This window comes from Pseudonocardia sp. ICBG162 (assembly GCF_020496225.1).
Taxonomy (GTDB): Bacteria; Actinomycetota; Actinomycetes; order Mycobacteriales; family Pseudonocardiaceae; genus Pseudonocardia; species Pseudonocardia alni.
The window spans coordinates 1-19,345 of the sequence record NZ_JAHLJD010000011.1 but is presented as its reverse complement, the minus strand read 5'-3'; the positions used below and the strand labels follow the sequence as shown (position 1 = coordinate 19,345).

Here is a 19,345-nt window from a genome sequence, read left to right as displayed (position 1 = left end):
CCGCGGGGCCGGTGCTCAGGCGGGCTCGGCCACCAGCGTCATGGTCAGCGAGTGGCCGAGGCCCAGGCCGGGCCCCGCGGCCCGTTCGAGTCCGAGCAGGGTCCGGGCGAGCCGGTCGGCGTCGGCGTCGGCGAGCGGTCCCGCCCCCCGGTACGGCTCCAGGGCGCCGTTCCAGCGGTCGGCGAACCCGCGCAGCCAGGACAGCACCTCCTCCGGGGCGCCTCCGGTCGCGGGGGTGAACCGGAGGTCGTCGGGGTCGACCCGGGACGGGTCGCGGACCAGGTCGTTCACCAGGGTCCGGAAGCGCGGCACCGCCGGGTGGAAGGTGCCGGTGGCGGTGTGCCGTCCGACCAGGACCGACCGGTCGACGGCGGTGCGCGACACCAGCCGCGCGCCGCTGCCGGCCAGCGCGGCGTCGACGGTCGCGTCGAGCTCGGCGCGGCCGTAGAAGGTCATCGGCTCGGCGATCGCCCCGCCGCCGCCGGCGAAGAAGCTCATCGCGTAGTCCCAGCGCTCGGTGCCCCAGCGGGGCTGCCACTCCACCGAGTACCGGCCGAGGACGTCGACGACGACCGCGGCGCGCCGCCCCCGGGCCGCGACGGCCGTCAGCACCGATCCCAGTGCGGCGACGAGCTCGTCGCGGGTGAGGTGGGAGTACGGCACCCCGCAGGACAGGTAGAGGTCGAACGCGCCGTCGGGCAGCGCGTCGCGCACGTCGCCGAGCACGAACGACGCCGACGGCGAACCGACGGTCTCCCGCGCGGTGGCGACCATCTCCGGATCGACGTCGAGACCGACGTAGCGCAGCCGGTCCTCCGCGACGATCGGCGCGGCGTCCGGTGCCGGGCGGGTGAGGAGGGCGAACCCGTCGGCGGTGCCGGACCCGACGTCGAGCACGGCGACCGGGGCTCCGGGCCGCAGGTGCAGCGCGGCCAGCGCACCCGCGATGACCCGCCGGGTGACCGGCTCCTCGGAACCGACCTTGACGGGGTCCCGTCGGGACGGGGACAGGTAGTGGGCGCTCGCGCCGCGGTAGGACGGGGCCTGCTCGGAACGGCTCACCGTTCCTTACTACACCGAGAAGATCATTCTCGGCTCACCGCGGGCGGCCGGGGTCGGGCCGGCCGCCCGCGGGAGGTCAGCGGGGACGGCTCAGGCGAGGTCGTCCAGCTCGCCGTTCCTGATCGAGGTCAGGAAGGCGGCCATCTCGGTCGCCGGGAAGGCGAGCACGGTGCCGTGCGGGTCCCGCGAGTTGCGGACGGCCACGGTCCCACCGGTCACTACGGCGAGCTCGACGCAGTTGCCCTGGTAGCCGCTGCGCACGCTCTTGCGCCACGCCAGCGAATCGATCGCCGCGGGGCCGCTCAGGCGCATCTGTTCCATGCGAATGCTCACCTCATCTGCACGTGCATTCTCCGTTGCGGAAAAGCTAGCAGGGGGCACGCGGTTCGGTCGTGCAAAACAGGACGGACGCGCCCGGCGGTCGTCCGGCCGCGCCCGAGTGCGCCGCAGCGGCCGTGGGCGGTCGGCATCGGACGGTGTCCCCCACTGCCGGGGACACCGGTGCCGTTCGTCGCCCGGGAGCGACGTCGGCGCAGGTCAGCGCTCGGCGCGCAGCTTGCTCAGGGCCTGTTTGGTCTGCTCCGGGCTGAGAGCGTCGACGGTGAGCCGGTCCATCGACCGGCCGTAGCGCTCGACGTCGGCCCGCTTGTCCAGATAGGAGGACCCGGTCATCTCCTCGAGGTAGACCAGGTCGGGCAGCTCGGGCTCGGCGAAGCGCAGCATGGTGAAGGCGTGCTCGGCGCCGTAGCCGGACAGGTCCCAAGGCAGCAGCTGGACGATGACGTTCGGCAGCGACGACAGCTCGACCAGGTGGTCGAGCTGGGCGCGGAAGACCGCCTCCCCGCCGACCGGCCGGTGCAGCACGGCCTCGTCGAGCACGGTCCAGAGGGTCGGGGCGTCCTTGCGGTGCAGCACGCGCTGGCGCCGCAGCCGCACCTCCAGGCGCTTCTCGACGTCGGCCCGGTCGGCGGGCGGCAGGTCGGTGTGACCACCGCTGACGACCGCGCGGGCGTACTCCTCGGTCTGCAGCAGGCCGGGGACGAACAGCAGCTCGTAGGACGAGATCCGCGACGCCGAGGCCTCCAGGCCCACGAAGTCCTCGAACCAGCCGGGGACGACGTCGTTGTACCGGGCCCACCAGCCGCTGGAGTTGCTCTCCTCGGCCATCGACAGGACCTGGTCGCGCTCGGGGCCCTCGGCGACGCCGTACATCGTCAGCAGGTCGGCCACGTCGCGCTGCTTGAACCCGACCTTGCCGGACTCCAGCCTGCTCATCTTCGAGTCCGAGCCGCGGATCGCGTACGCCGCGTCGGTCCGGGAGATGCCCGCGCGCTCCCGCAGCCGGCGCAGGTGGGAGCCGAGGACGATGCGCCGCGCGGTCGGGCCGCGGTCGGCACCGGGCGGGGTGGGGCTGTTCGGGCTGGGGACCACCGGGACGGGCTCCTGCGGGTTGCGGGGACTGCCGATCGGGTGACCCAGCCTACACAACGGTTCCGCAGGTCGTCAGCGGTCTCGATCACGGGCCACTTCCGGACGGTGACGGTGCGTGCCCGTCGGGCCGGTCCGCTACGGTGGCCGCACCGGTGATCGGCGCCACGACGGGCGCCGTCCGGGCACCGACCGACGACCCGGCGCGACGGCGCCGACGACGCAGTGAGGACTCCGCCGATGGCCCAGCCGACCGAGGGTCGCGCTCCCGCGTACATCGACACGACCAAGGCCAGCATCGCCCGGGTCTACGACTACGCGCTCGGCGGGAAGGACAACTACGAGGTCGACCGGGAGACCATCGAACGGGTCCGGCAGGTGGCCCCCGAGGTCAACATGCTCGCGATCGACAACCGGGCGTTCCTGATCCGGGCGGCGCGCTTCGTCGCCACCCAGACCTCCATCACCCAGTACCTGGACTGCGGCTCCGGCCTGCCGACCGCGGAGAACACCCACCAGGTGGTCCAGCGGCTGCAGCCCGAGGCCCGGGTCGCCTACGTCGACAACGACCCGACCGTCATCGCGCACGGCCAGGCGCTGCTGGAGGACAACGAGTTCACCCGCTTCTCCGCCGCGGACATCCGCGAGCCGGAGACGGTGCTGACCGACCCGACGGTCCAGGGCTTCCTCGACCTCGACCAGCCACTCGCGCTGTTCCAGATCGGCACCATCCACCACTTCGACGACGCCGTGGACCCGCAGGCGATCATGGCGCGCTACATCGAGCGGCTCGCCCCCGGCAGCGTCGTCGCGATCGCGCACTTCTTCGACCCGGAGAACGCCGACAGCGAGCTGGCCCGGCGGATGGAGCAGGTCTTCGTCCACAGCCCGATGGGCAGCGGCCGGTTCCGCACGCACGCCGAGATCAGCGGCCTGTTCCCCGGCCTCGAGCTGGTCGACCCGGGCATCGTCCCCTGCTACCGGTGGTGGCCCGACGGCCCGCAGCTGCGCACCGAGGACCCGGTGCAGCGCTGCATCGTCGGCGGGGTCGGCATCAAGCGATGAGTTCGCGGGGCCGCCGCGGTCGGAACGGGTGAGACCCACCGACCCCGGGAGGCCCCCGTGCCCGTCACCCTGGACCGCACCGCCGCGCTCCTGCACGACGCCGTCGACGCCGGGCGCGTCCCGGGGCTGGTCGCCGCCGTCGACGACCCCCGGCACGGCACCGGGGTGCACGTCCTCGGCGACGACGGCGCCGGACACCCGCTGCGCCGCGACACGGTCGTGCGGATCGCCTCGATCACCAAGCCGGTCGTCGCGGTCGCCGCGCTCGCGCTCGTCGAGGACGGGATGCTGGAGCTCGACGGGCCGGTCGCGGCCTGGCTCCCGGAGCTGGCCGCGCCGCGGGTGCTGCGCCACGAGGCCGCCGAGCTCGACGACACCGTCCCCGCGCACCGGCCGATCACCCTGTACGACCTGCTGACCTACCGGTGCGGGATCGGGATGCTCCCCCGCTCCGGCGCCGACCTGCCCGTGCAGCGCGCCACCGCCGGGCTCGGCAGCGACGGGCCGCCCGGGTCCTACCCGCTGCCCGACCCCGACACCTGGACCGCACGGCTCGCCGCGGTGCCGCTCGTCGCGCAGCCGGGATCGCGCTGGCTCTACCAGACCAGCGGCGACCTGCTCGGCGTCCTGCTCGCCCGCCGCTGCGGGACCGACCTGCAGACCGTGCTGGCCGAGCGGGTGTTCACCCCGCTCGGCATGCGCGACACCGGCTTCTCGGTGCCCGTCGCCGACCGGGACCGGTTCGTCCCGCTCCTGACCGCCGCACCCGGCGGGGGCTTCACCGTGACCGACCCGGTCGACGGCGCGTGGGCGGCCCCGCCGGTGTTCCCGTCCGGGGGCGGCGGCCTGGTCTCCACCCTGGACGACCTGCTCGCGTTCACCCGGGCCCTGCGCGGGGGCGGCAGCCCGGTCCTGTCCCCCGGCGCCGTCGCCGAGCTGACCACCGACCGGCTGAGCGCCGCGCAGCGGGCCGGTGCCGCCCCGTTCCTCGACGACGGCTGCGGCTGGGGCCTGGGCCTGGCCGTCGAGGACGGCGGCCGCTACGGCTGGGACGGCGGCCTGGGCACCGCCTGGCGGTCCGACCCGGCCACCGGGGTGATCTCGCTGCTCCTGACCCAGGTCATGTGGTCCGGGCCCGAGGGGCCCGCACTCGTGCACTCCTTCCGCGCCGCGGCGCACTCCTGAGAGGACCCACCATGGACTGGACGCTCGAGGTCGTCGTGCTGCCGGTGTCGGATCTCGACGCCGCGGTCGCCTTCTACCGCGACCGGGTCGGCTTCGACCTGGACCACGACACCCGCACCGAGCACATGCACGTCGCCCAGCTGACGCCGCGGGGCTCGGGCTGCTCGATCGTCGTCGGCTCGCTGCCGGCGCAGAACGAGATGGCGCCGGGCTCGATGCGCGGGCTGCAGCTCTGCGTCGCCGACGCCCGGGCCGCGCGCGACGAGCTGGTCGGGCGCGGGGTGGAGTGCAGCGAGGTGACGGTGCTCGACGAGCGCGACGGCGGCACCTTCTTCGGCTTCGCCGACCCCGACGGCAACACCTGGGCGGTGCAGGAGCTGCGGGTCCGCGGTGACCGGCCGCTGATCCCGGAGTCGGCGCGGGGCCGCTTCGGCGGCTGAGTACACCCGGTCACAGCGATTGCGTGACGGTCCCCGGGGGCGCATACTCGTCGTAATTCAACATCAGTTGAAATGAGGTGGGTGTGATGTCGGAGCGGACGACGTGCTGCGTGGTCGGGGGCGGCCCGGCCGGGATGATGCTGGGGCTGCTGCTGGCCCGGGCCGGGGTCGAGGTGACCGTGCTGGAGAAGCACGGCGACTTCCTGCGGGACTTCCGCGGGGACACCGTGCACCCCACCACCCTGGACCTGCTCGACGACCTGGGGCTGGGCGAGCGGTTCGCCGCGCTGCCGCAGAGCCGGGTCGACGAGGTCGTGATCCCCGACGAGCGGGGCGGCGCCCAGCGGGTCGGGAACCTGTCGCTGCTGCGCCGGGTCGGGGTCCGCCACCCCTACATCGCGCTCGTCCCGCAGTGGGACCTGCTGAACCTGCTCGCCGAGGTCGCCGCCGACGAGCCCGCCTTCCACCTGCGGCTCGACACCCGGGCCACGTCGCTGGTCCGGGAGAACGGGCGGGTCGTCGGCGTCCGGTACGCGACGACGACCGCGCCCGGCGCGGAGACCACCGGCGAGATCCGGGCCGACCTCACCGTCGCCTGCGACGGGAGGCACTCGGTCCTCCGGACCGGGTCCGGCCTGCCCGTGACCGAGTACGACGTCCCGTTCGACACCTGGTGGTTCCGGCTGCCGCGCCGCCCCGAGGAGCAGCGGGCCACCCTGCGCCCGCGGATCGGGAAGGGGCGCTTCGCGGTGGTCATCCCGCGCGAGGGCTACTACCAGATCGGCTACCTCGCCCCCAAGGGCGCCGACGCGCGGCTGCGCGCCGCGGGCGTCGAGTCGTTCCGGGCCGACACCGCCGAGCTGATGCCGGAGTACGCCGACCGGGTCGACGAGATCGCGTCGATGGACGAGGTGAAGCACCTCGACGTGAAGCTCAACCGGCTGCGCCGCTGGCACGTCGACGGCCTGCTCTGCATCGGCGACGCCGCGCACGCGATGTCCCCGATCGGCGGCCGGGATCTCGCGATCCAGGTCGCGGTCGCCGCCGCGACCCGCTCGCCGCCCCGTTGCAGCGGGGCACCCTCACCGAGCGGGACCTCGGCCGGTCCGCAACCGCAGACCTCCCGGGTGCGGCTGGGCCCGCCGGATCATGCACCGCAACATGCGGCCCGGCGCCGCGGGACGGCCGACGGCCCCCCGGCTCCGCTGCTGCGGCTGATGCGCGCGGTCCCGGCCGCCCAGATCGTGCCCGCCTACCTGGTGGGTGTGGGCTTCCGGCCGGAGCGGGCCCCGGACTTCGCCCGTCGCGAGCCCGTCCCGGCCGGCTGAGCCGCGGCTAGGCTCGCCGGGTGCTGTCCCTGGACGCCCTCGACGTCGACCTGCTCGCCGCGCTGCGCGACCGGCGCGGGCCGGGGTGCTGGAGCTCTCGCGCACGCTGCGGGTCGACCGCGACGACGACGGCGGCACAGGGGAAGGTCGGAGAGGACATGCCCCGATGCTCGGCCGCACCCGGCCGGCCGGGAGTGGCCCGCGGGCACCTCGCGAACGGATCGGGCCATGCCGGTCAGAGCAGCGGCAGGTACGGCCAGGTCGTCGTCGCGCGGTGGGCCGTGGCCCGTCCCGCCCCGAACGGCACCGCCACGCCGGTGACGACGCTGCAGACGACCCCGGCGGCGTCGTCGGCGGGGTCGCGGCCGTTCCACCCAGCGAAACCGAACGAGGCGGTGGTGCCGATCGTGTAGGGCAGCACGTCGGGCAGCAGCCGGTCGGCGACCCGGCGGGCGTAGGCGCTCGGGTCGCCCACCGCGGCACCGGCGGCGACGACCTGCTCGGCCTTCTTCGCGAACATCCCGCCGAACTCGGCGCGGTCGGCGGCCGGGCGGCCCCGGCCCAGGTGCTCGCGCAGCGGCGCGTCGAGCCCGGCGAGGACCTCCCCGACCAGGGGCAGGCCGCGCCGGTGGGTCTGCGGGCCGCCCTGCCCGGCGGCGGGCGCGACGGTGGCCCACACCCCGATCCGGCCCGCGGCGCGCATCGCGACCGGGGCGAGCACGGCGTCGGGGATCTCCAGCACGACCGCGGCGACCCGGTTCCCGGTCGGCGGGGCCGCGGGCAGCACCCGGCCGGACAGGTCGACCGGTGTCCCGTGCTCGACGGCGGTGGTGACCGCGGCGAGCAGCCCGGGGTCGACCGGCGCCGGGTCGGCGGCGGTGCCGGTCCACAGCCGCAGCCCGTCGGTGCCCGCCACGGTCGACCCGGTGCGGCCCGCGGCGACGACCGTCCCGCACGCCGCCGGGTCCTCGGCGTCGGCGCCGCTCAGCCTGCGCAGCACGACCGGGCGGGTGCCGTCGGCGGGGTCGGCGCCGTCGACGACGACCCGGTAGGTCAGGTCCTCGACCGCGTCGCCGTCGCCGTCGATGCGCAGGTCGTAGGTCGCGCCGGACGCGAGACCGCCCACCGCGGAACGGTCGGTGGTCAGGGCCAGGACGGTGCCCCGGCGGCCGCGGAACACGAACAGGTCCGCGACCCGCAGACGGGGGTCGACCGGCTGGGACATGCGCACGCTCCGGGGCCGCTCGGCGGACGGTCCGGCCGGCCGCTTCGATCGCGCACAACCGAGGACGGGGAGCGGTCATCCCGGGATCGCGGTGGATGCCCGAGACATCATCAATTTCCGGTACGTGCCCCGTCCCGCAACGAGTCCCGGATCTCGCGCAGCACCGCGGTCTGCTCCTGCACCGCGGAGATCAGCACCGCGAGCTGGTCGTCGCCGTGGCGCATCTCCTGGTAGAGCGCGCTCACCGCGTAGGCGGTGGCGGCGGTGTGGCCGTCGGTCGCCTGGGGGTAGTCCTGCGCCTTGTCGGCCGCCTCGAGGAGGTCGAGCGCGTGCTCGATGACGTGCTGCCCGCTCTCGCGGTGGCTGTGCGGTTCCGGCATGTCCGAATCGTACTCATTCCGGGTGACGCGGCCCGGCGACTTCGGTCGTGGTGCGCACGACCTTCGGCGGGTGCGCCACCGTCACGCCACCCGGCAGGCTGACCGTCGATCCCGGGGGGTCGGGAGACGGGAGGGGACCGGTGGCCGTCCCGTTCGAGCGGAAACCTGCTGGACGGCGCCGGTCCGCCCCCTATGGTCGACGTGTGCCGGTCCGCCCCGCCGTGATCTCCGCCGTGCTGGTGGTCGCGGTGCTCGCCGCCGGGCTCACCGTCGCCGAGACGCAGGCCACCGCCGGGGTGCTGCAGTGGACGCTGCTCGTCGTCGGACTGCTGATGATCGGCTCGATCGCGGTGCGCTACCGGGCGCCGCGGGTGTTCGCGGTGCTGGCCGTGCTCGGCCCGCTCGTCTCGCCCGTCGCCACCTACCTGCCGCTGGTCGGGGTGTTCGTGATCGCGACCCGGCGCCGCGCGGTGGAGACGCTGCCGGTGCTGGCCCTGGCGGTGGGGGCCGCCGCGGTCACGCTGTACCGCAACGTCCCCGACGGCCCGACGGTGCTCGTGCTGCTCGGCGGCGCCGTCGCGTTCCAGGCCATCTCGGTGACCGCGGGCCTGCTGACCGGGATCCGCCGCGCGATGGTCGACGACCTGCGCGAGCGGCTCGCCCGCGCCGAGGCCGAGCGCGCGGTGCGCGAGGAGCAGGCCCGCGCCGACGAGCGGCGCCGGATCGCCGGGGAGATGCACGACCGGCTCGGGCACCGGCTGTCGTTGCTGTCGGTGCACGCCGGGGCGCTGGCGCTGCGCGGGGACCTGCCCGCCCGCACCGTCCGCGAGACCGCGCGGGTGCTGCGCGACACCACGCACCGCGCGATGGAGGACCTGCGCACGATTGTCCAGGTGCTGCACGAGCCCACCGGCGACGTCCCCGACGAGGTCGACGACCTCGGTGCTGTCGAGGAGCTCGTCGCCGAGGCCCGCGCGGTCGGCGCGGACGTCCGCCTCCGGTCGACGGCGCTGCTGACGGTGTCCCCGCCGGGGCGCCCGCTGGCCGGGGTCGTGCACCGGGTGGTCCGCGAGGGACTGACCAACGCCGCCCGGCACGCACCCGGGGCCCGGGTCGAGGTCGCCCTCGACGGGCGGCCCGGCCGGGACCTCACCGTCACCGTCACCTCCGGGCCGTCCGCGGCCGGTCCGGCGCCCGAGGGTGCCGGGACCGGCCTGGTCGGGCTGCGCGAGCGGGTCGAGACCCTCGCCGGCGGGACGCTGACCCACGGCCCGACGCCGTCGGGCCACCTGCTGCGCGCGGTGCTGCCGTGGCGGGAGGAGGCGGGATGACCGCGAGCGCGATCCGGGTGCTGCTCGTCGACGACGACCCGCTCGTCCGCTCCGGGCTGCGGGTGATGCTCGACGGGCACGCGCTGCCCGGCGACGGCACCGGACCGGTACGGCGCATCCAGGTGGTCGGCGACGCCGGTGACGGCGACGAGGTGCCCGCCGCCGTCGCCGCGGGGCGGCCGCACGTGGTGCTGATGGACCTGCGGATGCGCCGCGTCGACGGCGTCGCCGCGACCCGGGAGGTGACCTCGCGGCCCGACGCCCCGACCGTCGTCGTGCTGACCACGTTCGACGCCGACGAGCACGTCGTGCGGGCGCTGCGCGCCGGGGCGAGCGGGTTCCTGCTCAAGGACGCCGCGCCCGAGGGGATCGTCGAGGCCGTCCGCGCCGCCGCCGACGGCGACGCCGTGCTGTCCCCGGCGATCACTCGGCGGTTGATCGGCATCGTCCGCGGCGACGGCGCCGGGCCGGTCGACCGCAGGCGCGCCGCCCGGGCCCGGCTCGACCGGCTCGCCGGCCGCGAGCGCGACGTCGCCGAGGCCGTCGCCCGCGGCGGCTCCAACGCCGACATCGCCGCCGAGCTGCACATGTCGGTGGCGACGGTGAAGTCCTACGTGTCCCGGCTGCTGCGCGAGCTGGGCCTGGACAACCGGGTGCAGATCGCGCTGCTCGTCCGCGACGCGACGGACTGACCCGTCCGGCGGACTAGCGTGGCCGTGTGACGACGAGCGAGACGGTCGCCGCGGCGATGGCGGACACGGCCGCGGCCTGGCTGGACACCCTGGACGACGACCGGCTCGCGACCGCCCACGGCGACGGCCCGTCCGGCGACGCCGGGTCCGACGCCGAGCGTCGTCGCTGGTTCTACACCCCCACCGACCACGGGGGGCTGACGCTGCACGCGCAGACCCCTGTGCAGCAGCAGCGCGCGATGCGGCTCGTCGCCTCAGGGCTGTCCGAGGCCGGCTACGCCACCGTGGCGACGGTCATGGGGCTGGAGAACGTCCTGGACCGGGCGCAGGACTGGCCCACCCGGCCGTACCGGGAGCGGTTCCGGGACCCGGCGCTCTACCACCTGCGGATCTTCGGTGACCCGGGCGCGCGCACCTGGGGCTGGCGCTTCGGGGGGCACCACGTGTCGGTGAACGCACTCGTCGTCGACGGGCGGGTGGCCGCGGCCACGCCGTGCTTCCTCGGCGCGAACCCCGCGACGACGCCGCTGCTCGGCGGGGGTGTCGCGCGCCCGCTCGGTCCGACCGAGGACCTGGCCCGGGAGATCGTCCGCGGGCTCCCGTCCGAGCTCGCCGGGGCCGCGGTCCTGTCCGCCGGGGCCCCGCCGGACCTGGTGACGGCGAACCGGCCGCTGGTCGCGCCGGGCGACCGGCCGCTGCCGACCTCGGCGATCCGGCGGGAGAGCCCGCCCGGGCCGGTGGACCCGGTCGACGGCACCGAGGCCGTCGCGCTCACCGGCGCGGCGCGCGGTGTCCCGGCGAGCTCGCTCGACGACCGCGGCCGCGGCCTGCTGCGCCGCCTGCTCTCGGCCTACCTGGACCGGGCACCGGCCGGGGTCTCACCCGCCGGCCGCTACGACGACGACGCCGCCCTCGACGAGGTGCACATCGCCTGGGCGGGCTCGCTGGAGCCGGGGGAGCCGCACTACCACCGGCTCCAGGGGCCGCGGCTGCTGCTGGAGTGGGACAACACCCAGGACGGCGCGGACCACGCCCACTCGGTGTGGCGCGACCCGGAGAACGACTTCGGCGTGGACCTGCTCGACGACCACCACCGGGCCTTCGCCCACCGGTGAGTCCCCTCACGACGGCCTGCGCCCCACGGGATCCGGCGGCGAGGATCGGGGCATGTACCCGCCCCCGCCCGAGCTCGCCGCACACGCCAACGTCACCGCGGCGGCCTACGACGAGGCCGCCGCCGACCCGGAGGCGTTCTGGTGCGCGCAGGCCCGGCGCCTGGAGTGGGACCGCGCGCCCGAGCAGGGCTACGACGGCAGCCGCTGGCCCGAGGTCACCTGGTTCGCCGACGGCACGCTGAACGTCGCGCGCAACTGCGTCGACCGGCACGTCGAGGCCGGTGCGGGGGACACGGTCGCCCTGCACTGGGAGGGCGAGCCGGGGGACCGGCGCACCGTCACCTACGCCGACCTGCAGCGCGAGGTCGCCCGCTGCGCGCACGCGCTCACCGCGCTCGGGGTGGGGCGCGGCGACGTCGTCGTCGTGTACCTGCCGGTGCTGGTCGAGACCGTCGTCGTGATGCTCGCCTGCGCCCGGATCGGGGCGGTCCACTCGCTGGTCTTCGGCGGATTCTCCGCCCCGGCACTGCGGTTCCGGCTCGCCGACGGGGCGGCGAAGCTGCTCGTCACCACCGACGGCCAGTACCGGCGCGGGAAGGCCGTCCCGGTCAAGGCGAACGCCGACGAGGCCGCGGCCGGGGTGGAGTCGCTGGAGCACGTGCTGGTGATCCGCCGGACCGGCTCGGAGGTCGGCTGGACCCCCGGGCGCGACGTGTGGTGGCACGACGTCGTCGACACCGCGCCGGAGGTCCACGAGGCCGAGGCCTTCGGAGCCGAGAGCCCGCTCATGCTCGTCTATACCTCCGGCACCACCGGCACGCCCAAGGGTCTTCTGCACACCATGGGCGGCTACCTCACCCAGGCGTCCTGGACGGCGTGGGCCTGCTTCGACCACAAGCCCGACGACGTCTACTGGTGCACCGCCGACCTCGCCTGGGTCACCGCGCACACCTACGAGGTCTACGGCCCGCTGTCCAACGGCGTCACACAGGTGATCTACGAGGGCACCCCGGACACCCCGGAGCGCGGCCGGCACTTCGAGATCATCGAGCGGTACGGCGTCACCGTGTACTACACCGCGCCCACCCTGGTCCGTACCTACATGAAGTGGGGCCGCGACGTCCCGGGCCGCCACGACCTGTCGTCGCTGCGGCTGCTCGGCACCGTCGGCGAGGCGATCAACCCCGAGGCCTGGCGCTGGTTCCACGAGGTGATCGGCGGGAGCCGGTGCCCGATCGTCGACACCTGGTGGCAGTCCGAGACCGGTGCGGCGATCTGCGCGCCGCTGCCCGGCGTGACGTCGCTGGTCCCGGGCTCGGCGACCCGGCCGCTGCCGGGACTCTCGGTGCGGGTGGTCGACCGCGACGGGCGGACCTGCGACCCCGGCGAGGGCGGGATCCTGGTGATCGACCGGCCGTGGCCGTCGATGGCACGGACCGTGTGGGGCGACCCGGAGCGGTTCCGCGCGTCCTACTTCGCCGACTACGCCGAGCAGGGCTGGTACAAGGCGGGCGACGGCGCCGTCGTCGACGAGCGCGGGTACGTGACGCTGCAGGGCCGGATCGACGACGTCATGAACGTCTCCGGGCACCGGCTCGGCTCGATCGAGCTGGAGTCGGCGCTGGTGTCGCACCCGCGGGTCGCCGAGGCGGGCGTGGTCGGGGCACCGGACGCGACGACCGGGCAGGCCGTCGTCGCGTTCGTGACGGTCACCGACGGCCCGACCGAGGGCCTCGCCGCGCAGCTGCGGGCGCACGTGGCGCGCGAGATGGGGCCGGTCGCCCGGCCCCGCGAGGTCGTGCTCGTCGCGGAGCTGCCGAAGACCCGCTCGGGCAAGATCATGCGACGGCTGCTGCTCGACGTGACCGCCGGGCGCGAGCCCGGCGACACGACGTCGCTGGTGGACCCGGCCGCCTTCGCGGAGCTGGCGGCCGGGTACCGGCGGAGCTGAGCTCAGGCGATGCGGCGCAGCTTCTGGATCACGAGCTCGCCGTCGAGCAGGTCGCCCATGATCCCGACGAAGTGCACCAGGTGCGGGGTCTGCAGGTGCGCGTCGAGCTTCGCCTCGGACTCCCAGTTCTCGTAGAAGAAGAACACCGCGGGGTCGTCCCAGCCCTGGTGGAGGTCGTAGTTGACGTAGCCGTCCTCCTTCGACGTCGGCTCGATCAGCTTCTCGAGCTCCGCCTTCAGCTCCTCCTCCTTGCCCGGCTTCGCGCGCATCCGGGCGATCACGGTGAGCAGGTCGCGGTTGTCGTCGGTGGGAGTGGGCATCGTTGCCTCCGGCTCGATTGGTTGTGCACAACGAGTATGGCGCATCTCGCCCGGTGGAGTCTGCCCGCAGTCGCTACCGTCGGCAGAATGATCGGTGCGGCGGACACCCGGGAGACGGCGGACGCGATGGCCGGGGCCGCGCTGGCCTGGCTGGACACCCTCGACCCGGCGCAGCGGGAGGTCGCCGTCGGGCACGCCCCGACCGGTGACGGCGACGCCGACGCCGAGCGCCGCCGCTGGTTCTACACCCCCACCGACCACGGCGGGCTCACCTTCCACGACCAGCTCCCGCCGCAGCAGCGCGCCGCCATGAAGCTGGTCGCGTCCGGGCTGTCGCGGGCCGCCTACGTCACCGTCGCGACCGTGATGGGGCTGGAGAACGTCCTCGACCACACCGAGGGCTTCGTGACGCTGTTCGACCGGACCCGCGGCCGGGACCCGCAGATGTACCACCTGCGCGTCTTCGGCGAGCCGGGGACACCGGCACCTGGGGCTGGCGCTTCGGCGGGCACCACGTCTCGATCAACATGCTGGTCGTCGACGGCGTCGTGGTCGCCTCGACCCCGTGCTTCCTGGGCGCCGACCCCGCGACCTCCGAGCTGCTCGGCGACGCCGTGCTCCGCCCGCTCGGACGGGTCGAGGACCTCGCCCGCGACCTCGTCCGCTCGCTGCCCGCCGAGCTGCGCGAGCGTGCGGTGCTGCTGGACAAGGCCCCGCCGGACCTCGTCGCCGCCAACCGCACCGAGCCGCAGGAGGGCGACAACTGGATCCCGCTGGCCGGGATCTGGCGCACCGAGTCCTTCGGCGACCCCGAGCAGCAGCGCAAGCTCGACGACATGAGCGAGGCCATCGAGGAGCGGGCCGCGTTCACCGACGCGCAGAAGGAGACCGTCGCGCTGTCGCGCACCCCGGCCGGCGTGCCGGCGGCGGATCTGGACGCCGGGGGCCGCGAGATGCTGCGCGCGCTGCTGGGCACCTACCTGAAGCGGGTCGCCGAGCCGCTGCAGCCGATCTCCCGCTACGACGACGACACCGAGCTCGACGCCGTGCACCTCGCCTGGGCGGGGCCGCTGGAGGACGGCGCCCCGAACTACTACCGGGTGCAGGGCCCGCGCCTGCTCATCGAGTGGGACAACACCCAGCGCGACGCCAACCACGCCCACTCGGTGTGGCGCGACCCGTCGGCCGACTTCGGCCTGGACGTGCTCGGCGCGCACCGGGCGGCGCACCACCTCGGCTGACCCGGCCGCCGCGTCACCGCAGGCCCGGCTCGAACGGGAGCCGCCACGGCTGCGGGGCGTCGAGCACCCGCAGCGCCACCGGGTCGGAGCCGTCCGCGCCGACGTCGACCGCGACCACCCGGTCGTCGCCCGGCGCGGTGCGCCCGGGGGAGCGGAACGACACGTAGGCGCGGACCCGGTCGGTCGAGCCCGGCAGGTACTGGCGGAACGAGTGCAGCGCCGGGGTGTTCGCGGACGGGACGCCCGTCGCCGCGAGGTACGCGGCGGCCACCCGTTCGGCGGCCGCCCGGTAGCCGGTCGCCCCGGCCGGGCCGAAGTCGAGCGTCGCGCCCTCGTGCACGCCGTGCCGGGTCGCGCGCACCGTCGTGCGGTGCCGCACCCGCGCGGCCGCGGCCTCGGCCGCCTCGCGCAGGACCAGCGCCCGCGGCCGGTCGGGCCCGGGCGGCCCGGGCCGGACGGCGTCGGCCGGGTCGAGCACCCGCACCGACAGCGTGACCGGTCCGTCCGGGTCGATCCCCGCCAGGTCGGCGCGCGCCCGGGCGGCGTCGAGGGCGCACCGGTCCAGGAGGGCCAGCAGCGCCGCGCCACCGTCGGTGGCCGTGGACGGCCCGGCGACGACGGTCAGCTCGGCGACCAGTCCCGCGGCGTCGTCGATACCCGGGCCCGGGCCGCCGGGGCGGTCGATCCGGCGCAGCTCGCGGATCCCCGCCACGTCGGCGCCGCACCCGTCGAGCGCCCTGGTGAGGCTGCGCAGCTCCGCCGCCTCGGCCCGGGCCCGCGCCACCGCGGGCCCGACGGCGAGCGCGCACCGCGACCCGGGTGGACAGGCGCCGCCCGGGCCGGTCGCGAAGGACGCGACCGCGTCGGGGTCGCCGACGACCGCGGCCGTGACCTCGTACCCACCGACGGCGCCGAGCCCCCGCACCGACAGCACGCGCAGCGCTCCCGGTGCCTCGCGCTCGGCCGCCTGCCGGGCGAGCTCACGCACGCGGTCGTGGCGGGCCGGGCCGTACCACCACACGAGGCCCGCCGCCCCGACCAGCAACGCCGCCACCACCACGACCACGAGCACCGTCCTCGACACGGGGGGATCGTGCCCCGGCCGCCGCGGCGCCGGCACCGTCGAACTACGGGGCCGGTCAGTCCCGGTAGGCGGGCGCCCGGCTCGGGCCCTCGCGGTGGTCGCGCTCCAGCAGCGGCCGCCAGCGCGGCGCGACCAGGGTGGACAGCACCACCACGCTGGTGGAGCGGGCCACCAGCGGTGAGCGGCCGAGCGCGAGCAGGGTGTCCTGCAGGTCCTCGTGCGACGACGCCGCGAGCCGGCACAGCACGTCCGACGAGCCGGTCGTCGCGTACGCCTCGGTGACCGCGGGCAGCGCGGCGAGCTCGGCGGCGACGTCGCCCAGCTCGCCCTGCGCGATCTCCAGCGTCACGAACGCCTGCACGCCGTACCCGGCCGCCGGGAGGTCGACGTCCGGGCCGTACCCGGTGACGACCCCGGCACGTTCCAGCCGGTCCAGCCGCGCCTGCACCGTCCCGCGGGCGACCCGCAGCGTGCGCGAGAGCTCCAGCACCCCGGCCCGCGGCCGGTCGCGCAGCGCGGCGAGCAGGTCGACGTCGAGGGCGTCCAGGGACAGCACCCGGCGAGCCTAGCCGCGGCTCAGCCGGCCGGGACGGGCTCGCGACGGGCGAAGTCCGGGGCCCGCTCCGGCCGGAAGCCCACACCCACCAGGTAGGCGGGCACGATCTGGGCGGCCGGGACCGCGCGCATCAGCCGCAGCAGCGGAGCCGGGGGGCCGTCGAGCCGTCCCGCCAGCGCCGGGCCGGCGATGTTGCGGTGCATGATCCGCTGCAGGCCCTGGACCAGCACCGTCGGGAGCAGTCTGCGGTTGCGGACCCGGCCGAGGTCCCGCTCGGTGAGGGTGCCCCGCTGCAACGGGGCGGCGAGCAGGGTCGCGGCGGCGACCGCGTCCTGGATCGCGAGGTTGATCCCGACGCCGCCGATCGGGGACATCGCGTGCGCGGCGTCGCCGATGCAGAGCAGGCCGTCGACGTGCCAGCGGCGCAGCCGGTTGAGCTTCACGTCGAGGTGCTTCACCTCGTCCATCGACGCGATCTCGTCGACCCGGTCGGCGTACTCCGGCATCAGCTCGGCGGTGTCGGCCCGGAACGACTCGACGCCCGCGGCGCGCAGCCGCGCGTCGGCGCCCTTGGGGGCGAGGTAGCCGATCTGGTAGTAGCCCTCGCGCGGGATGACCACCGCGAAGCGCCCCTTCCCGATCCGCGGGCGCAGGGTGGCCCGCTGCTCCTCGGGGCGGCGCGGCAGCCGGAACCACCAGGTGTCGAACGGGACGTCGTACTCGGTCACGGGCAGGCCGGACCCGGTCCGGAGGACCGAGTGCCTCCCGTCGCAGGCGACGGTGAGGTCGGCCCGGATCTCGCCGGTGGTCTCCGCGCCGGGCGCGGTCGTCGTCGCGTACCGGACGCCGACGACCCGCCCGTTCTCCCGGACCAGCGACGTGGCCCGGGTGTCGAGCCGCAGGTGGAAGGCGGGCTCGTCGGCGGCGACCTCGGCGAGCAGGTTCAGCAGGTCCCACTGCGGGACGAGCGCGATGTAGGGGTGGCGGACCCCGACCCGGCGCAGCAGCGACAGGTTCCCGACCCGCTGGGCGCCGCCCCGCTCGTCGGGGATCACGACCTCGTCGACCCGGCTCTGCGGCAGCGCGGCGAACCGCTCGCCCAGCCCCAGGTCGTCGAGCAGGTCCAGGGTGGTGGGGTGCACGGTGTCCCCGCGGAAGTCCCGCAGGAAGTCGCCGTGCTTCTCCAGCACGGTCACCTCGACCCCGGCCCGGGCCAGCAGCAGCCCCAGCATCATCCCGGCCGGGCCGCCCCCGACCACGCAGCACGTCGTCCGCTCCGACATCACACCCACCTCATTTCAACTGATGTTGAATTACGACGAGTATGCGCCCCCGGGGACCGTCACGCAATCGCTGTGACCGGGTGTACTCAGCCGCCGAAGCGGCCCCGCGCCGACTCCGGGATCAGCGGCCGGTCACCGCGGACCCGCAGCTCCTGCACCGCCCAGGTGTTGCCGTCGGGGTCGGCGAAGCCGAAGAAGGTGCCGCCGTCGCGCTCGTCGAGCACCGTCACCTCGCTGCACTCCACCCCGCGCCCGACCAGCTCGTCGCGCGCGGCCCGGGCGTCGGCGACGCAGAGCTGCAGCCCGCGCATCGAGCCCGGCGCCATCTCGTTCTGCGCCGGCAGCGAGCCGACGACGATCGAGCAGCCCGAGCCCCGCGGCGTCAGCTGGGCGACGTGCATGTGCTCGGTGCGGGTGTCGTGGTCCAGGTCGAAGCCGACCCGGTCGCGGTAGAAGGCGACCGCGGCGTCGAGATCCGACACCGGCAGCACGACGACCTCGAGCGTCCAGTCCATGGTGGGTCCTCTCAGGAGTGCGCCGCGGCGCGGAAGGAGTGCACGAGTGCGGGCCCCTCGGGCCCGGACCACATGACCTGGGTCAGGAGCAGCGAGATCACCCCGGTGGCCGGGTCGGACCGCCAGGCGGTGCCCAGGCCGCCGTCCCAGCCGTAGCGGCCGCCGTCCTCGACGGCCAGGCCCAGGCCCCAGCCGCAGCCGTCGTCGAGGAACGGGGCGGCACCGGCCCGCTGCGCGGCGCTCAGCCGGTCGGTGGTCAGCTCGGCGACGGCGCCGGGGACAGGACCGGGCTGCCGCCCCCCGCGCAGGGCCCGGGTGAACGCGAGCAGGTCGTCCAGGGTGGAGACCAGGCCGCCGCCCCCGGACGGGAACACCGGCGGGGCCGCCCACGCGCCGTCGACCGGGTCGGTCACGGTGAAGCCCCCGCCGGGTGCGGCGGTCAGGAGCGGGACGAACCGGTCCCGGTCGGCGACGGGCACCGAGAAGCCGGTGTCGCGCATGCCGAGCGGGGTGAACACCCGCTCGGCCAGCACGGTCTGCAGGTCGGTCCCGCAGCGGCGGGCGAGCAGGACGCCGAGCAGGTCGCCGCTGGTCTGGTAGAGCCAGCGCGATCCCGGCTGCGCGACGAGCGGCACCGCGGCGAGCCGTGCGGTCCAGGTGTCGGGGTCGGGCAGCGGGTAGGACCCGGGCGGCCCGTCGCTGCCGAGCCCGGCGGTGGCGCGCTGCACGGGCAGGTCGGCGCCGGAGCGGGGGAGCATCCCGATCCCGCACCGGTAGGTCAGCAGGTCGTACAGGGTGATCGGCCGGTGCGCGGGGACGGTGTCGTCGAGCTCGGCGGCCTCGTGGCGCAGCACCCGCGGCGCGGCCAGCTCCGGGAGCCAGGCCGCGACCGGCCCGTCGAGCTCCAGCATCCCGTCCTCGACGAGCGCGAGCGCGGCGACCGCGACGACCGGCTTGGTGATCGAGGCGATCCGCACGACCGTGTCGCGGCGCAGCGGGTGTCCGGCGCCGTCGTCGCCGAGGACGTGCCCCCGGTGCCGTGCCGGGGGTCGTCGACGGCGGCGACCAGCCCCGGGACGCGCCCGGCGTCGACGGCGTCGTGCAGGAGCGCGGCGGTGCGGTCCAGGGTGACGGGCACGGGGGC

19 protein-coding genes and 1 pseudogene are annotated in these 19,345 nt (G+C 75.6%); 9 read left to right on the top strand and 11 right to left on the bottom strand.

The annotated features are described in order from the left end of the window. Positions 1 to 15: 15 nt before the first annotated feature. The 3 genes from KPL60_RS02975 to KPL60_RS02965 form a co-directional block, all read right to left on the bottom strand. Positions 16 to 1,062, bottom strand: coding sequence for a class I SAM-dependent methyltransferase (locus tag KPL60_RS02975; protein ID WP_226364830.1), 1,047 nt, complete (start codon positions 1,060 to 1,062; stop codon positions 16 to 18). 90 nt (positions 1,063 to 1,152) lie between these two features. After that, positions 1,153 to 1,383 carry a DUF397 domain-containing protein gene (locus KPL60_RS02970; protein ID WP_226364829.1) on the bottom strand — a complete coding sequence of 77 codons (231 nt, stop codon included), beginning with the start codon at positions 1,381 to 1,383 and terminating at the stop codon, positions 1,153 to 1,155. 216 nt (positions 1,384 to 1,599) lie between these two features. Further along, positions 1,600 to 2,493 (bottom strand): helix-turn-helix transcriptional regulator, encoded by an 894-nt coding sequence (locus tag KPL60_RS02965; RefSeq protein WP_226364828.1) that lies wholly within the window; start codon positions 2,491 to 2,493, stop codon positions 1,600 to 1,602. A 237-nt stretch (positions 2,494 to 2,730) separates the two neighbouring features. Between KPL60_RS02965 and KPL60_RS02960 the strand changes: the two genes are divergently transcribed. The 4 genes from KPL60_RS02960 (at position 2,731) to KPL60_RS02945 (ending at position 6,508) form a co-directional block, all read left to right on the top strand. Continuing rightward, entirely contained in the window at positions 2,731 to 3,555 is an 825-nt protein-coding gene (locus tag KPL60_RS02960) for an SAM-dependent methyltransferase (protein ID WP_226364827.1), read from the top strand. 57 nt (positions 3,556 to 3,612) lie between these two features. Next, on the top strand, positions 3,613 to 4,740 hold the full coding sequence (locus KPL60_RS02955) for a serine hydrolase (protein WP_226364826.1): 1,128 nt from the start codon (positions 3,613 to 3,615) through the stop codon (positions 4,738 to 4,740). An 11-nt stretch (positions 4,741 to 4,751) separates the two neighbouring features. Then, positions 4,752 to 5,180 (top strand): VOC family protein, encoded by a 429-nt coding sequence (locus KPL60_RS02950; RefSeq protein WP_226357612.1) that lies wholly within the window; start codon positions 4,752 to 4,754, stop codon positions 5,178 to 5,180. Between the two features lie 86 nt (positions 5,181 to 5,266). Further along, a complete protein-coding gene (locus tag KPL60_RS02945; protein WP_226364825.1) occupies positions 5,267 to 6,508 on the top strand; it encodes an FAD-dependent oxidoreductase in 1,242 nt (413 codons plus the stop codon). 235 nt (positions 6,509 to 6,743) lie between these two features. Here the strand turns inward: KPL60_RS02945 and KPL60_RS02940 are convergent, their stop codons facing one another. Continuing rightward, the gene (locus KPL60_RS02940) at positions 6,744 to 7,733 is read right to left on the bottom strand and encodes a DUF4331 domain-containing protein (RefSeq protein ID WP_226364824.1); all 990 of its coding nucleotides are present in this window, start codon (positions 7,731 to 7,733) and stop codon (positions 6,744 to 6,746) included. Between the two features lie 110 nt (positions 7,734 to 7,843). Next, complete coding sequence (locus KPL60_RS02935; protein ID WP_226357621.1) at positions 7,844 to 8,113, bottom strand: hypothetical protein; 270 nt, start codon at positions 8,111 to 8,113, stop codon at positions 7,844 to 7,846. A 203-nt stretch (positions 8,114 to 8,316) separates the two neighbouring features. On the opposite strand from KPL60_RS02935, the gene KPL60_RS34450 reads away from it, so the two are divergent. From KPL60_RS34450 to acs, 4 genes are read left to right on the top strand one after another with little or no spacing between them, the layout of a single operon-like run. Next, positions 8,317 to 9,444, top strand: a complete 1,128-nt coding sequence (locus tag KPL60_RS34450) for a histidine kinase (protein WP_226364823.1) — start codon at positions 8,317 to 8,319, stop codon at positions 9,442 to 9,444. After that, positions 9,441 to 10,136, top strand: coding sequence for a response regulator transcription factor (locus KPL60_RS02925; protein ID WP_226364822.1), 696 nt, complete (start codon positions 9,441 to 9,443; stop codon positions 10,134 to 10,136). Before KPL60_RS34450 ends, KPL60_RS02925 begins: the two co-directional genes overlap by 4 nt. 26 nt (positions 10,137 to 10,162) lie before the next feature. Then, on the top strand, positions 10,163 to 11,251 hold the full coding sequence (locus KPL60_RS02920) for a DUF3500 domain-containing protein (RefSeq protein WP_226364821.1): 1,089 nt from the start codon (positions 10,163 to 10,165) through the stop codon (positions 11,249 to 11,251). 52 nt (positions 11,252 to 11,303) lie between these two features. Next, entirely contained in the window at positions 11,304 to 13,202 is a 1,899-nt protein-coding gene (gene acs, locus KPL60_RS02915; RefSeq protein ID WP_226364820.1) for an acetate--CoA ligase, read from the top strand. A gap of 2 nt (positions 13,203 to 13,204) precedes the next feature. Here the strand turns inward: acs and KPL60_RS02910 are convergent, their stop codons facing one another. Next, positions 13,205 to 13,522 carry a putative quinol monooxygenase gene (locus tag KPL60_RS02910; protein WP_073574481.1) on the bottom strand — a complete coding sequence of 106 codons (318 nt, stop codon included), beginning with the start codon at positions 13,520 to 13,522 and terminating at the stop codon, positions 13,205 to 13,207. Between the two features lie 36 nt (positions 13,523 to 13,558). Between KPL60_RS02910 and KPL60_RS35045 the strand changes: the two are divergent. Next, positions 13,559 to 14,763: pseudogene (locus KPL60_RS35045) on the top strand (DUF3500 domain-containing protein). A gap of 13 nt (positions 14,764 to 14,776) precedes the next feature. Here the strand turns inward: KPL60_RS35045 and KPL60_RS02900 are convergent. The 5 genes from KPL60_RS02900 to KPL60_RS02880 form a co-directional block, all read right to left on the bottom strand. Further along, positions 14,777 to 15,847 carry a hypothetical protein gene (locus KPL60_RS02900; protein WP_226364819.1) on the bottom strand — a complete coding sequence of 357 codons (1,071 nt, stop codon included), beginning with the start codon at positions 15,845 to 15,847 and terminating at the stop codon, positions 14,777 to 14,779. A gap of 55 nt (positions 15,848 to 15,902) precedes the next feature. Then, the gene (locus tag KPL60_RS02895; protein WP_226357614.1) at positions 15,903 to 16,403 is read right to left on the bottom strand and encodes an Lrp/AsnC family transcriptional regulator; all 501 of its coding nucleotides are present in this window, start codon (positions 16,401 to 16,403) and stop codon (positions 15,903 to 15,905) included. 20 nt (positions 16,404 to 16,423) lie between these two features. Then, on the bottom strand, positions 16,424 to 17,686 hold the full coding sequence (locus KPL60_RS02890; RefSeq protein ID WP_226364818.1) for an FAD-dependent oxidoreductase: 1,263 nt from the start codon (positions 17,684 to 17,686) through the stop codon (positions 16,424 to 16,426). Positions 17,687 to 17,772: 86 nt separating this feature from the next. After that, positions 17,773 to 18,201: a VOC family protein gene (locus KPL60_RS02885; protein ID WP_226357612.1), complete on the bottom strand. Its 429-nt coding sequence runs from the start codon at positions 18,199 to 18,201 to the stop codon at positions 17,773 to 17,775. An 11-nt stretch (positions 18,202 to 18,212) separates the two neighbouring features. Beyond that, on the bottom strand, positions 18,213 to 19,345 hold a 1,133-nt coding region (locus KPL60_RS02880; RefSeq protein ID WP_255655271.1), incomplete at its 5' end, for a serine hydrolase.